Below are 14,142 nucleotides of genomic sequence, written 5' to 3'. Positions count from 1 at the left end.
CGCGCACGGGACAGACCTCCGGCACCATGCCGGCAGGGCGCCGGACCCGGCTCCGCGTGCCGATCGGTCGCCAGGTGAGGCGCGAAGTGGGCTGGTGAATCGGCGTGGTGCGCAGAGCCGGCCTGTTGTGCGCGTGGCGGAGCGGTGTCACGCCGAATCGGGTGGTGCTCCACGAGCTGGATGCCGCGCCGAGCACATGGGACGCGCTGCGTTGGGGCGTGCGGATACCGAGAGCCCTCCAGAGCGAAGTTCGGTTCGCGCCCCTTCGCTGGCGATGCCGCTTGCCCGGTGCCGCCTGTCCTGTGTGGGCTGCGCCGGGAGCAAGGCGGGATGGGTCAGGTGGTAGGGGGTGGGGCGGTGGATTCGCGGATCATCAAGGCCGGGGGGACCAGGCGGGGCACCGGTTGCGGGAGGCCGGAGAGTTCGGCCATGGCGGCGTCGAAGCAGGCGCGGCCGAGGCCGGGGAAGTCCATGCGTACGGTGGTCAGCGCGGGCGTCCAGTATGCCGCCCCCGGGATGTCGTCGAAGCCCACGATGCTCACGTGACCCGGCACGTCCTTGCCCGCGTCGTACAGCGCCCGCCGGACGCCCTGCGCGATGTCGTCGTTGCCGCACAGAATGGCGGTGACCTGCGGGTCGGCGGCCAGACGGCGGCCCGCCTCGTACGCGGAGGCGATGTCCCACCCGCACCCCAGCACCTCGGGCACGGCCGCCCCCGCGGCGGTCAGCGCGTCGCGCCAGCCCGCCAGGCGGCCGCCCTGCCCGACCTCGGACGGGATCGCCACGTGGTGCACCGTGCGGTGGCCCAGGTCGAGCAGGTGCCGGGTGGCGTCGGCGGCGGCGCCGCGCTCGTCGAGCGCGATCGCGACCCTGCCCCGGTCGGGAGCGGCGGGTTCGGCCACCGCGACGGCGGGCACATGGGCGGGCAGCGCCTCCAGCACGGCGACGCCGATCGCGTCGAAGGCGATCACCACCACCGCGCCGGCGCTGGCGTCGCTGACGTACTCGACGGCCTGCCGCACCTCCGCGGGCTCGGCCGACTCCACGACCCTGACGCCCACGGACATGCCGGCCGCGCGGGCCGCCTCCTCGATGCCCTGGAGGGTGGCGGCGTAGCCGTACAGGACGGTGTCGGAGGTGACCACGGTGATGCCGCGAGCCCGGCCGAGGCTGAGCGCGCGGGCCGCGCGGCTGGGCCGGAAGCCGAGCCGCTCGATGGCCGCGAGCACCGTGGCGCGGGTTTCCGGGCGCACCCTGGGCGAGTCGTTGAGCACGCGCGAGACCGTCTGGTACGACACTCCGGCCTCGGCGGCGACGTCCCTGATGCTGGGCACGGCCGCGTCGCGGGCGGCCGCGCGAGACGCGCGCGGGGGAGTCGGAGTCACCTCCACATCGTATGACCTGATGATCCGCGCTCATGCCGGGCACCGTCCGTCCGCCTCGTCTTCGAGTTCCTGTCGGTCCGGAAACGCCCGAACTTCACATCGAGAACACGCTCTCTCGCATTCGAGCCCTTTTCGCAGGTGCCAATCGTCCTTTGATGAAAGGAAATCACCTGGCTGAACGTGTGCCGGCGGGTAGATTTCGGCGCGACGGGTCAGGGTGCCGCCCGGCCTGTTCGAGAGGTCAGGTGAGACGGGCGCGCGCGGAGTGATCAGGGGCCTGACGCCTAGTGCGGACCCGTGGATGGTCGAGGTGTGCGGGCGCTCGGGCGGCCGGCCGGAAACGGGGCCGATGGGCGTGGGAAGTGCGCAACGCCTCCTGGCGTAGGTCGCGTGATAGGGCTGGCTGGTGGTGGGTGCCGGGGGACCGTCCCCCACGGCCTGTGCCTTGGCGGTGCCGGCCTGCGCACACCCTGACCGGCCGGGTGGGTGCGGCCGGCCTGCCCCATCCCGACCGCCGCGTGGGGTGGGCGGTCGGGATGGGGCCGCGCGGTGCGGGTGCGCGGGGCCTTCCAGCCGGTCAGGTGCGGGACCCCGATCGGGTCAGGTGCGGGTCCAGCGCTGGTTGGTGCCGCCCGTGCAGTCCCAGATCTGCAGGCGGGTGCCGTTGGCGGAGCTGACGTCGGTCGCGTCGAGGCACTTGCCGGACTGCGGGTTGACGATCTGCCCCGTGCCGGAGTCGTACGTCCAGCGCTGCGCCCCGGTGCCGTTGCAGTCGTAGAGCTGCACCTTGGCGCCGTTCGCCGTGGAGCCGGCGGTGACGTCCATGCACTTGCCGAGCGCGCGGACGGAGCCGTCGGAGTTCCAGGTCCAGGACTGGGCGGCGGTGCCGTTGCAGTCCCAGAGCTGGATGGGGGTGCCGTTGGCGGTCTCGGCGCCGGCGACGTCGACGCATTTGCCGCCGATCCCGGTGATCTGGCCGCCGGAGCCGCCGCTGTCGGTGGGCGGGGCGTAGACGCGGACGTAGTCGACGGTCAGCGTCTGCGGGAACGTGGTGGTGCCGTCGGGGTAACCGGGCCAGTCGCCGCCGACCGCGACGTTCATGATCATGAAGAACGGGTGGTCGAAGACCCAGCGGCGGCCGCCCAGGTCGGCGGGGGTGCGGCGCTGGTACTCGACGCCGTCCACGTACCAGACGATGAGGTTGGGCGACCAGTCGACGGCGAAGGTGTGGAACGCGTCGGCGAAGGGGGAGCCGATCGTGTAGCCGGCGCTGATGCCGCCGCCACCGCTGTAGCCGGGGCCGTGGATGGTGCCGTGGACGGTGTTCGGCTCGCGGCCGATGTTCTCCATGATGTCGATCTCGCCGTCGTCCGGCCAATTGGTGCCGCCGAGCATCCAGAACGCCGGCCAGATGCCCTGCCCGCGCGGCAGCTTCATGCGTGCTTCGAACCGCCCGTACGTCTGGCTGAAGGTGCCGAGCGTGAGCAGGCGGGCGGAGGTGTACAGGCAGGTGCCGTAGTGGCACTGGTAGCCGGCCGGGTTCTCGCGGCGGGCGGTGATCACCAGGTTGCCGTTGCCGTCGAGGGCGGCGTTGCGGGTGCTGTCGGTGTAGTACTGGTGCTCGTTGTTGCCCCAGCCGCCACCGCCGATGTCGAAGCGCCACTTGGAGCCGTCGACCGGGCTTCCTGCGGGACCGTCGAACTCGTCCGACCACACGAGCGGGCCGGGGGCGGGCGCGGCGCTCGCGGTGCCGGTCATGGGGACGACCAGCGCGGCGATCGCGGCGAGGACGGTACCGATGGCGAGCAGCAATCTTTTGCGGGGGGTGCGTGCCATGTGGGTTACCTCATGGGTCCACGGGGTGTGAGTTTACGGAAACCTTCCGGCAACGTGAGCGCTCCTGTCAAGAGAGCGCTCTCTCGCTTTCCCCCGCCCGTTTTCAGGCCGGCTTGTGCCGCTGGTAGTGGCGGGCGACGCGGACCCGGTTGCCGCAGCGGGCGGCGGCGCACCAGCGGCGGCGCGGATGGGCGGGCAGGAACAGCGTCACGCAGTCGTCCGCCTCGCACTTGCGGATCGTGGCCACCGCCGGGTTCGCCAGCAGGTCGGCGGCAGCCTCGGCGAGCCAGGCCGCCAGTCGCTCCGCCGCGGAGCCGTCGCGCCTGCGGGTGGCGGTGAGCGCGCCGTCATTCCAGGTCAGCTCGGTGACGGCGGGCGCGGCGCGCTGGGCGCGGTTGATCGCGTCGAGGGCTTCCTGAGGCGGTCGCTCGCCCCGCCGTACGTGCTCCAATGCCCGTGCCGTGTGACCGCGCAGCTCGCGTGCGGTCGCCAGCTCGGGCTCGCCCAGGTCGGCGGCGGCGAGGTCGCGCGCCTCGGGGAACCGGGCGGCCTCCAGGTCGAGCCAGGCGCGCAGGCTCTCCGGCGTGGCCAGGTGCTCACCGTCGGCGTTGCGGGTGTTGACCAGGTCGAGCGCCAGGGGCTCGCCGACCAGGGGACCGGGGTTGTTCATGCTTCTAATGCTACCTGACGCATTTGACGCATTAGGAAGCATACGGGTAGACCTAATGTGTCAGCCGCTCAGAAAGGCATTAAAGATGACCGCACCAGCCCGCACCGCGCACCGCTACGTGGACGTCGAAGGAGTCCGCGTCTTCTACCGCGAGTCCCTGCCCGACCGGGCCGACGCGCCCGTGCTGCTGCTGTTGCACGGCTTCCCGTCCGCCTCGCACCAGTACCGCGCGCTGTTCGACCGGCTCGGGTCCCGCTACCGGCTCATCGCGCCGGACCACCCGGGCTCCGGGCACACCGAGGCGCCCGCCGGTTACACCTACTCGTTCGACCGGCTCGCCGACCTCACCGAGGGCTTCGTCCGCGCGCTCGGCCTGACCCGCTTCGCCCTGTACGTCTTCGACTTCGGCGCCCCGATCGGCTTCCGCGTCGCCGAGCGGAACCCCGAGTGGATCGCCGGCCTGATCGTCCAGAACGGCAACGCCTACGCAGACGGCCTGTCAGAGGCCGCCCGCGACCTGCTCGCACAGCGTCCCGACACGCCCGGCGGCCCGGAGCGGGTGCACGCCGAGCTGACCCTGGAGGCCGTACGCGGCCAATACCTCACCGGCGTCCCCGACCCGAGCCTGGTCGCGCCCGACAACTGGACGCTCGACCACCACTTCCTCGGCCTGCCGGGGCACAGGGAGGCCCAGGCGGCGCTGCTGTTCGACTACCACACCAACGTCGAGAGCTACGACCGCTGGCAGGCGTGGCTGCGCAAGCACACCCCGCCCGCCCTCATCGTGTGGGGCGAGAACGACCCGTTCTTCACCGAGGCCGGAGCCCGCGCCTACCGGCGCGACCTGCCCGATGCCGAGCTGCACCTCTTCGACACCGGGCACTTCGCGCTGGAGACGCACGCCGAGGAGATCGCCCCGCTCGTCGCGGGCTTCCTCGACCGGCTCAACGAAGAGTGGCGGTGAACGTACGGCCGTACGCGTGCCGGGTCGTCGCCTGCACCAGGGTGCCGCCCGGCACTCGCCGTACGGTGACGCCCTCGTCGGCCTCCGCCACCCGCAGCGGGCGGCCCGGCACGACCACGGAGACGCGGTCGCGCTTCATCGTCGGGTCGGACAGGGCGACGGACGTGCGTCTGCCGGACTCCCGCACGATGACCGAGGCGGGACCGTCCACGAGCAGGCGGCCGGCCTGGCGCGGGCCCTTGGAGAAGACGTTGCACGCGATGATGCCGAGCTTCTGGTGCCGCACGGCCTGCACGTGGCGGTTGTTCGCCAGCACGCTCACCGGGCCGCGCGCGTAGCGGCGCAGCGCGTCCTCGGTGGCGTTCGGCACCAGCGCGTACGCCAGCTCGCCCTCGCCCGCGATGGTGGCGGTGAAGACGTTCTTGGTGACGGCGGTGTCGGGGTTGCCGGTCCGCACCACCCTGCGGCTGCGGGTGACGGTCTCCAGCCCGGCCGCGACCGGCCGCCGGTCGAGGAAGACGTAGCCGATGGAGGTACGGCGGGTGCCGTTGGCGTAGCGCAGCCACCGCAGGGGCGTGGCCGCGCCGCCCGGCCGCCAGCCGCGCCCGTCCCAGCGCTCGCCGGTGAGCGTGACCGCGTCGCCGGGCGCGGCGATGCGGCTGTCGACGGTCGTCACCACGTCGCGGCCGCCCTGACCTGCGACGTCCGCCGCCAGCACCACGATCTCGTCGTCGAACATAAACCACGACTTGGTGGCGCGGGCGTTGCGGTAGGCCACGAAGTCGTCGGGCAGCAGGCCCTGCTGCTTGGCGGTGTAGGCGACGTCGTCCGACTGCACCATGCCCGCCACGCCGTACGCGCCGAGCGTGGCGCCGCCGGAGAAGGCGTTCTCGCCGCGCGGGAAGTACACGTAGGTGTTCTGCGACTCCGACGACGAGGTGAAGTTGAGCGGGTGGTCCGGGTTCTCGTACCACAGCCGCCCGTACAGCTCGGGGACCGTCCGCCGCTCCTCCACCGGCGCGGTCACCCCGGCCAGCCGGTACGGCGACACGGTCGTGTAGTAGTCGACCCCGTACACCTGCCCCTGGTCCTCGCCCGACAGGTAGAGGTAGTAGGCGCCGTCGCCCTGGAACCAGGGCATGAGGTTCTCGCCGCTCATGTACTCGTACTTGCTGATCCGCTCCGAGCTGCGGGCCAGCGCGAACGCGTAGCCGGGGCGGCGGTGCACGGTGCGGTCCATCGCGTTGAACGCCACCGACCGCGCGGGCGGGTTGAGGTCGGCCGCCGGGATGGACGCGTCGGCGCGCACGGCGGCGTAGCGGGCGATGCTGCCCGGCGAGACGAAGGCGGTGGTGTCGGCGGCCGGCAGGAATTTGAGGTACTTCTTCAGCGGCAGCGCGTCCTCGACGTGCTCGGTCAGGTCGGCGATGGCCTCCACGACCACGTTGAGATCGGTGTAGCCGCTGGCGGTACGCGAGACCGCCCGCCCCTTGACGATCTCCATCATCCAACCCTCGAAGATCAGCGGGGCGAAGCCGTCGGTGATCCACCGGTACACCACGGACGGCAGATCGCCGGAGCCGGACGTGACGCCCTGCAGCATGTTGAGCGTCTGCACGACGCGGGTCAGCAGGGCGCGGCCGTACGAGCCGGTGTAGGCGACCGAGTGGTGCTGGATGAACGAGCCGTCGGCGTAGTAGCCGTCGGTGTTGCCGTGCTGCAGGTTGTACGGATCGATCGTGGCGAACACCGTGGACTGGTCGGCGATGGCCTTGTTGACGCGGGCGTCGTCGCCGGTCAGCGCGCCCTGCAGGATGCGGTTGGCGGTGATGTCGGCCAGGTTCGCGCCGGTGTGGAAGCGGGAGTCGAGGTCGACGTCGCCGTCCTTGCCGTTGCGCAGGTAGGCGTCCATCGAGGCGATGTACGGCGCGGTCAGCTCGCCGCGCAGCTCCTCGGGCAGCAGGGCGAGGGTCCTGCTGACGTGGGTGGGGATGCCGATCTCCCAGTTGTGCCAGTTGCCGTAGTAGCCGGCCGACTGGTCGCCGAAGTAACGCTCGTGCAGCCAGGCCAGGCCGTCGGCCACCCGCCGCGCGGCGGCGGCGTCGCCCTCCAGCGCGCTGCCGGGGGCGCGGGTGGCCAGCGCGATCTCGTACAGGTACTGGTAGGCCAGGCGGAGGTTCACGTCGTCGGTGCCGAGCGCCAGGCCGGCGAACAGCTCGCCGTCGCCCGCCTGGTCCATAGCGGTCAGCCGCTGCCTGGCGGTGCCGGCGATGGCGGCGAGCTTGCCCGCCACTTCGGGGCGGGCGTTGACCTCGGGGGTGCCGGCGAGGATGGCGACGGAGTTGGCGAGCAGCCGGGCGTGGTCGATGGCCTGTGCGGCGGCCGTGCCGGTCATGACAGGGCCGGTCATGACGGGGCCGGTCGTGGCGGCGCGGGCGGGGGCGGCCACCGCCAGCAGGCCGGTGGCGGGGACGAGGGTGAGCACTTGGCGGCGGGACATGTGCGGCACTGCGAACTCCAGGCCGTTGGGGGGATACGCTGGGGCTCACCGTACATGATCGCCGACGCGCTTCACAGGGCGGAGCCGCCTCCGTGGGGGTCTCCGTGGGGGCTCCGAGGAAGGCTCTCACCACTGCTTGATGCCGACGACCGTGATCACGACCGCGAGCAGCACCGCGAAGGCGATCACGATCGCGGCCGCCGCGACCGACGCCCGGCGCAGCGCCCGGTTGACCCGCCGCTGGTGCCGCATGGCACGACGAACCGCCCGCTCACCTCTTAATCGGGCGATATCCGTACGATCCATGACGCCACTCTGCTGCCGGACGCCCGCCGCACGCAAGCGCCGCCACGGAGCGCTCAGGCCGAGGAGCTCATGGCCTGGCGGAAGAACTCCTCGGCGGTGGCGCCCGGCCCGCCACCGCGCTCGCCGCGCTCGCCGTGCCCGGGGCGCCTGGCCCGCCGTGCCCGGGGCGCCTGGCCCGCCGTGGCTGCCGTGCCCGAGACGCCCGGGGCGGGCGCGGTCTGGCCTGGGCGGGGGAGGGCTGAGGGGGCGGGCTTGTGCGAAAGGCGCGCCGTGTCCGGCCCGGCCGCGCCGGGGTCAGGCGAGGGCGGGCCCGGGAGGGCCAGGTCAGGACCGGGACGGCGCGCAGGAGCGGGCGCGGGGCGGCGGGCAGGAGCGGGCGCGGGGCGGCGGGCAGGGGCGGCCGCAGGGTTTCAGTGCCCGGGTGGCTCAGGTGTGCAGCGGGCGCAGGGTGGCATGCAGGGGCGGGCGCGGGGCTTCGGTGCCCGGGGCTCAGGTGTGTGACCGGTCGGGGCTCAGGTGTGTGACCGGTCAGGCGATCCGGCGGGTGGTGCCGTCGGCGGGGCCGAGGCGGGCGAGGAGCTGGAAGGCGGTGTCCTTGCCGAAGGCGGCGATGGCCGCCTCGCCCATCCGCTCGAGCTCGGGCGCGGGCGGGCTGCCGGGCGCGAACGTCGTCTCGTCGCGGACCAGCGCCTCCATCTCGTCGAGCAGGCTTCGCTGCTCGGCGGTCAGATCAGGACGCGCGGCGCGAAAGCGGATGAGCTGCTCCAGCCAGAGCCCGCTGCGCACTTCCGCCGGCAGGTCCTGGTAGAGCTCGCGTCTGCGGCTCACGGGATGGGTGATGAACTCGTCGTACGCCGCGGAACGCTGTTCGTCGTCCATGGACACCTGCCGGGTCGAGACGGGTGGACTCTCCCCCTGGGGGAGACCCCATGCTACCCGGAGCACGATCAGCCCTGAGGAGAAGCGAAGTATGACCATCGTGACCGGCGTCGAGCCCCGCGGCCTGCACCACTGCGAGACCACGGCGCTCGGTGTGCTGCTCCGCCACGAAGGACTCGACCTGCCGGAGCCGCTGATGTTCGGGCTCGGCTCCGGCCTGTCCTTCGTCTACTGGGACGCCAAGGCGATGCCGGTGCCCTTCCTCGGCGGCCGGGTCAAGCCGTTCGAGCTGACCAGGAACCTGGCCGCCAGGCTGGGGCTGACGCTGGCCGTCCAGGAGACCACCTCGCCCCGCCGGGCCTGGGAGAACGTGGCCGCGGTCATCGACGGCGGCCGCCCGGCCGGCCTCCAGCTCGACTGCTACCACCTCGACTACTTCACCTCGAAGGTGCACTTCGGCGGCCATGTGGTCGCCATGTACGGCTACGACGACCGCGACGCCTACCTCGTGGACACCGCGCAGCAGGGCGGCGCGGTGCGCACGAGTCTCGACGCGCTCGCCCGCGCCCGGGCCGAGCGCGGCCCGATGACCGCGAGGAACCGCTCGTTCACCATCACCCTGCCGCCGCACCCCGTCGCCTGGCAGGAGCAGCTCGTCCCCGCCATCAGGGACTGCGCGGCCGCGTTCCTCTCCCCGCCCATCGCGAACCTCGGTCACCGGGGCGTCGCCAAGGCCGCGACGAAGGTGCCCGGCTGGTGGGAGCGGGCGCAGGACCCGCGCCGCGACCTGCCGCAGGCGGCCCTCCTCATGGAGCGGGGCGGCACCGGCGGCGGCCTGTTCCGCGCGCTGTACCGGGACTTCCTCGCCCAGTGCGCCGAGCTGGTCGGCGGTGCGGACCTGCGTACGGGCCACCGGCTGTACGCCGAGGCGGCGGCCCTGTGGACCGATGTGGCGGCGCTGATCGGCAAGGCCGGCGAGAGCGGCGACCCCGGCCACCTGGAGGAGGCCGGGACGGTCCTGCGCGACCTGGCCCGCATCGAGCGCGAGGCCATGGAGGCGCTGGCCCGCCTGTGACGCACCGTTCCTAGGAGTCCTAGGTATAGCCTAGGAAGGCAAGCCAACAACCTAGGAAGGGTCGGTGACCTATGGCGCGTGCCGGGCTGACCGTGGAACGCGTGACGCTCGCCGCCGCGGAACTGGCCGACGAGGTCGGGCTCGACCACGTCACGATGTCGGCGGTGGCGCGCCGGCTCGGCGTCAAGGACGCCAGCCTGTACGCCCACGTACGCAACCTGGAGGACCTGCGCGGGCGCATCGCGCTGCTGGGCGCGGACGAGAAGACCATCCGCATCGCCGAGGCCACCGCAGGGCGGGCCGGCAAGGACGCGCTCGTCGCCTACGCCGACGCCTGGCGGTCCTACGCCCACGACCACCCGGGCAGGTACACCGCGACCCAGGTCCCGATCCCCATCGACCCCGAGCTGGCCGCCAAGGCGGCCGGGCCGCGCCGGGCGGTCGAGCTGACCTACAGCATGCTGCGCGCGTACCGGCTGGAGGAGCCCGACCTGACCGACGCGGTCCGGCTGATCCGCAGCGCGCTGCACGGATTCGTCAGCATCGAGGCCGCGGGCGGGTTCGCGCACGCGCGACCGGCCGGCGACTCCTGGGTCCGCTGCGTGGAAGCCCTGCACAACGCACTCGAACACTGGCCCTCCCGCACCGGAGGAGACCCCTGATGACCCCCGTGACCACGGGACGGCTGCGCGTCGACGGCGCCACCCTGCACTACGAGGTACGCGGCAGCGGGGCTGTCGCCGGACGCGCCCGTCCGCGTGGCCGGGTGCAGCTCCGGCGCGATCACCGCGCTCCACCTGCTCACCGCCCATCCGGAGCGGGCCGAACGGGTGATCGCGCACGAGCCGCCGGTGGTCGAGGTGCTGCCGGACGCCGCCGCCCACCGGGCGCTGATCGCCCGCGTCCAGGACACCCTGCGCAGGGAGGGCCTGATGCCCGCGGCGGCCGTCTTCGCGGCCGGCCTCCGAGCGCCCGCCCCGGCTCGGCCACGCGGGGAAGCGGCCGCCCCCGCGCTTGCGCCGCACGATGGCCGACGACGGCCGTACTTCCTCGGCCGCATCGTGCCGGGCTTCATGGCGTACGTCCCCGACCTCGGCCGCCTGCGTGAGCTGTCGGACCGGCTGGTGCTCGCGGCTCCAGGGGTCTTGTGGTCAGTGAGCGGCGAGCAGGTCGGCGAAGCGGCGGCTGTCGACGTTCCCGCCCGAGGCGATGAGCCCGATCCGGCGCGGTGTGCCCTCCACGCGGCCGGACAGCACGGCGGCGAGCGCCGTCGCGCCGCTGGGCTCGAGGACGATCTTCAGGTACTCGAACGCGAACCGCATCGCCTCCACGATCTCCGCGTCGCTCACCAGGACGACCCCGTCGGCGAGCCGCCGGTTGATGCCGAACGTCAGCTCGCCCGGCGTCGGCAGCGCCTGACCGTCGGCGATCGTCCTGGGGACGGGGATGGTGACGCGCTCGCCGCGTTCGAGCGACCGCTTGGTGTCGTCGCCGGCCTCCGGCTCGACGCCGATGACCCGGGTGGCGGGCCGCAGCGCCTTGGCCGCGATGGCGGTGCCCGCGAGCAGCCCGCCACCGCCGACGGGCGCGAGCAGCGCGTCCAGCTCGCCGACCTCGTCCAGCAGTTCCAGGGTGGCGGTGCCCTGGCCGGCGATGACGTCGGGGTGATCGAAGGGCGGGATGAGGGTCATGCCGCGCTCGTCGGCGAGGGCGCGGGAGAGCGCGATGCGGTCCTCCTTGTAGCGGTCGTAGGTGACGATCTCCGCGCCGTAGCCGGCGGTGGCCTCGCGCTTGAGACGCGGCGCGTCCTCGGGCATCAGGACGACGGCCGAGGTACCCAGCTCGCGGGCGGCCAGGGCGATGGCCTGGGCGTGGTTGCCCGACGAGTGGGCGACGACGCCGCGCGCCCGCTGCTCGGGGGAGAGCAGGGCGACCGCGTTGTAGGCGCCGCGGAACTTGAAGGCGCCCACGCGCTGCAGGTTCTCGCACTTGATGAACACCTCGGCGCCGGCACGGGCGTTCAGGATGCGCGAGGTGAGCACGGGCGTGCGGTGGGCGATGCCGTCGAGCCTGGCTGCTGCGGCGCGGACGTCGTCGAAGGTCACGGACGTGGCGGTGGCCATGGTGTCACCTCAAGGCGGCCGGGGGCCGGTCGGGGGGTGGGGACCGGCCGGCATGATCAGTTGATCTTCCGATCCTAGGCCGCGGCGGGCGCGATGGCGGCGCTGTGCCGGACGAATCCGGTGATCTGCAGCACCCAGATGAGCGCGCCGGTCGCGGTCATGGCGGCCCACAGCCCGGCCAGCCCCCAGGTGCCGGACACCGGGATCACGGCCAGGGCGAGCAGGCCGTAGCCGGTGCCGACCGCGGCGAGTTGCCAGGTCGAGCGTTTGAGTCCGACCAGCCCGTACGCGGTGACGATCGCGCAGCCGTTCGCCAGCGCGAACCCCACGAGCAGCGGCGACAGCCCCGAGGCCAGGGCGAGCACGGCCGCGTCCCGCGTGAACAGCCGCAGCACCGCCTCGCCCGCGACGAGCAGCGCCGCCCCGCCCGCGAGCACCCCGGCCGCGCCGACCGTGACGGCCGCCACGACGAGCCGCCTGGCCTCGCGGGCCGACGTCGCCCGCGCCACCTCGGGCGTCACCGCCCGCGCGGCGGACGCCGCCGCGAGCCCCAGGAAGCCGTCGAGCGAGAGCAGGATCGCGTGAGCGGCGGCCTGCTGCACGCCGGTGCCGCGGCGGCGTACGCGACACCGCCCATCACCGTGAACTTGACGATCAGCGTGGCCGACAGCGGCAGCCCCACCCCGGCCATCCGCACGATCCGCCGCACGCGCGGCCGCCCCGGCCACCACGACTGCCCCGCCAGCTCCGGCAGCCGCCGCAGCAGCAGGTTGGAGACCGCGACGTGCACGGCGGTGGCGGCCACCATCGCCACGCCGGTGCCCGGCACGCCGTACGGAGGCACGAGCGCGAGCAGCAGGACGACCTGCGCCGCCGTGCCCGCCAGCCCGGACCACAGCACCTTCCCGCTGTGCCGCAGCGCGACCAGCATGCCTGCCGCGCCGCCGCCCGCCGCCGACAGCAGCACCTGCGCCGCCAGCAGCGCGGGCAGCGCGCCCAGCCCGGCGACCGCCGCCTCAGGCGCACCCCCGGCCCGCGCGATGAGGGGGACGGCGAGCATCACGCAGGCACCCGCGGACCCGAGAGCGAGCGCGAGCCAGCGCGCGTCCTTCAGCACCGCCACCGCCTCGGCGGGACGCTCCCGGCAGGCGGCGGCGAACGGCGACAGACCGCGCAGCCCGCCCGCCACCGCGGCGTTCACCGGGTTGAGCACGGCGCTCGCCAGCGCGAACGCCGCCAAGTCCGCGGTCGCGTGGCGGCCGAGCAGAGAGGTGCCGAGAAGCTGCGCGACGATGCCGGCGCTCATGGACAGCAGCAGCGGCACGGCCGCGCCCAGCACGATGCGGAAAGAAGAAGACATGAAACGGAGAATCCCGGGCGGCGGACCGCTCGGGACATGATCATTCTACCGCATACGCGCCTCAGACGACATGGTTACGCAGGCACAGCTCCTCCGGATAGGGCTCGAAGTACGTCTGCTCCGCCACGTACGTGGCCGCCGCGCCCCTGGCGTGGTGGCGCAGCAGCGCGAGCGGCACGCTGAGCGCCACCCGGCGCGCCTGGTAGGAGGCGATGACCTCGGCCACGTCGGCGCGGCGCACCGGGTCCAGCCCGTCGCCGATCATGCCCAGGCAATGCTGGAGCACGTTCACGTGCCGCCCGACCGTCGCAGGCACCGCGAGCGCCGAGCGGAACGCCGCGCTGTAGGCCGCGGCCACCTCCTCGCGCGGCCGGACGCCGGCCTGCGCCGCGACCCTGCCGGTCTCCCGGTAGCCCTCGGTGCTGTGGGCGAGCAGCTGCATCTTGTGCCGGGCCTGGAACGCCATCAGGTCGCGCGGCCGCCACGGTCCTGCCAGCAGCTCGCGCAGCCGGGCGTGCGCGAAGATCCGCTCGGTGAACGCCTCCCGCCGCACCGGGTCGTTCAGCCGGCCGTCGTCCTCGACCGGCAGCAGCGGGTGGGCCTCGATCACCGCGTCGGCGAACATGCCGCGCTGCTGCCGGGTCACCGCGGCGTCGCCGGCGTAGAGCGGGATGCCGTGGATGCCGCAGCTCGGGCTCTTGGCCTTGAACACGTAACCGTCGGCGGCCAGCCCCGCCGACCGCTCGGCCGCCAGCTCCGCCATGGCGGGGGTCAGGTCGCGGCGGCTGCGCCTGGTCATCAGCCGGGGGCCGGAGGGCGAGCGCTCCAGGCGCAGCGCCTCGCGGGGCGCGCCGAGGCCGATCTCCATCTCCGGGCAGAGCGGCACCCAGTCGACGAACGGCGCCAGCTCGTCGGTGAGGTAACGGCTGCGGCTGTGGCCGCCGTTGTGCCGTACCGGCTCGCCGAGCAGGCAGCTCGACACCGCCACCCGTGGCCTGCCGCAGACGTGACCGTCCCCCATGCTGGTCAGCTGCCCACAACAGG

13 protein-coding genes are annotated in these 14,142 nt (G+C 73.4%); 3 read left to right on the top strand and 10 right to left on the bottom strand.

All coding sequences use genetic code 11. From position 1 onward, the window contains the following. Positions 1-335: 335 nt before the first annotated feature. The 3 genes from ACFMQL_RS39315 to ACFMQL_RS39305 form a co-directional block, all read right to left on the bottom strand. Entirely contained in the window at positions 336-1,385 is a 1,050-nt protein-coding gene (locus ACFMQL_RS39315; RefSeq protein WP_364067998.1) for a LacI family DNA-binding transcriptional regulator, read from the bottom strand. 600 nt (positions 1,386-1,985) lie between these two features. Continuing rightward, positions 1,986-3,221, bottom strand: a complete 1,236-nt coding sequence (locus ACFMQL_RS39310; protein WP_378789853.1) for a lectin — start codon at positions 3,219-3,221, stop codon at positions 1,986-1,988. A gap of 103 nt (positions 3,222-3,324) precedes the next feature. After that, on the bottom strand, positions 3,325-3,891 hold the full coding sequence (locus ACFMQL_RS39305; RefSeq protein ID WP_378789851.1) for a CGNR zinc finger domain-containing protein: 567 nt from the start codon (positions 3,889-3,891) through the stop codon (positions 3,325-3,327). Between the two features lie 85 nt (positions 3,892-3,976). Here ACFMQL_RS39305 and ACFMQL_RS39300 point away from each other — a divergent pair, with 85 nt between their 5' ends. Beyond that, positions 3,977-4,855 carry an alpha/beta hydrolase gene (locus ACFMQL_RS39300; RefSeq protein ID WP_364067995.1) on the top strand — a complete coding sequence of 293 codons (879 nt, stop codon included), beginning with the start codon at positions 3,977-3,979 and terminating at the stop codon, positions 4,853-4,855. On the opposite strand, the gene ACFMQL_RS39295 is transcribed toward ACFMQL_RS39300, so the two are convergent. The 3 genes from ACFMQL_RS39295 to ACFMQL_RS39285 form a co-directional block, all read right to left on the bottom strand. After that, on the bottom strand, positions 4,836-7,355 hold the full coding sequence (locus tag ACFMQL_RS39295) for a polysaccharide lyase family 8 super-sandwich domain-containing protein (RefSeq protein ID WP_378789849.1): 2,520 nt from the start codon (positions 7,353-7,355) through the stop codon (positions 4,836-4,838). The genes ACFMQL_RS39300 and ACFMQL_RS39295 overlap by 20 nt on opposite strands. 126 nt (positions 7,356-7,481) lie before the next feature. Continuing rightward, positions 7,482-7,661, bottom strand: a complete 180-nt coding sequence (locus ACFMQL_RS39290) for a hypothetical protein (RefSeq protein WP_364067993.1) — start codon at positions 7,659-7,661, stop codon at positions 7,482-7,484. A gap of 528 nt (positions 7,662-8,189) precedes the next feature. Beyond that, on the bottom strand, positions 8,190-8,540 hold the full coding sequence (locus ACFMQL_RS39285) for a bacteriocin fulvocin C-related protein (protein ID WP_378789847.1): 351 nt from the start codon (positions 8,538-8,540) through the stop codon (positions 8,190-8,192). A 91-nt stretch (positions 8,541-8,631) separates the two neighbouring features. On the opposite strand from ACFMQL_RS39285, the gene ACFMQL_RS39280 reads away from it, so the two are divergent. Further along, a complete protein-coding gene (locus tag ACFMQL_RS39280; RefSeq protein WP_364067990.1) occupies positions 8,632-9,615 on the top strand; it encodes a BtrH N-terminal domain-containing protein in 984 nt (327 codons plus the stop codon). A gap of 71 nt (positions 9,616-9,686) precedes the next feature. Continuing rightward, a complete protein-coding gene (locus ACFMQL_RS39275) occupies positions 9,687-10,277 on the top strand; it encodes a WHG domain-containing protein (protein ID WP_364067989.1) in 591 nt (196 codons plus the stop codon). A 489-nt stretch (positions 10,278-10,766) separates the two neighbouring features. On the opposite strand, the gene ACFMQL_RS39270 is transcribed toward ACFMQL_RS39275, so the two are convergent. The 4 genes from ACFMQL_RS39270 to ACFMQL_RS39255 all read right to left on the bottom strand — a co-directional run bounded on the left by ACFMQL_RS39270 (position 10,767) and on the right by ACFMQL_RS39255 (position 14,119). After that, a complete protein-coding gene (locus tag ACFMQL_RS39270) occupies positions 10,767-11,738 on the bottom strand; it encodes a threo-3-hydroxy-L-aspartate ammonia-lyase (RefSeq protein ID WP_364067988.1) in 972 nt (323 codons plus the stop codon). 74 nt (positions 11,739-11,812) lie between these two features. Next, the gene (locus ACFMQL_RS39265) at positions 11,813-12,340 is read right to left on the bottom strand and encodes an MATE family efflux transporter (RefSeq protein WP_364067987.1); all 528 of its coding nucleotides are present in this window, start codon (positions 12,338-12,340) and stop codon (positions 11,813-11,815) included. Beyond that, complete coding sequence (locus ACFMQL_RS39260) at positions 12,256-13,098, bottom strand: hypothetical protein (protein WP_364067986.1); 843 nt, start codon at positions 13,096-13,098, stop codon at positions 12,256-12,258. Before ACFMQL_RS39260 ends, ACFMQL_RS39265 begins: the two co-directional genes overlap by 85 nt. Positions 13,099-13,159: 61 nt before the next feature. Next, positions 13,160-14,119 (bottom strand): DUF523 and DUF1722 domain-containing protein, encoded by a 960-nt coding sequence (locus ACFMQL_RS39255; RefSeq protein WP_364067985.1) that lies wholly within the window; start codon positions 14,117-14,119, stop codon positions 13,160-13,162. Positions 14,120-14,142: the final 23 nt, after the last annotated feature.

Origin of the sequence: Nonomuraea fastidiosa, assembly GCF_042751225.1 — a bacterium.
GTDB classification, from domain to species: domain Bacteria; phylum Actinomycetota; class Actinomycetes; order Streptosporangiales; family Streptosporangiaceae; genus Nonomuraea; species Nonomuraea fastidiosa.
This window is presented reverse-complemented; position numbering and strand designations above follow the sequence as displayed.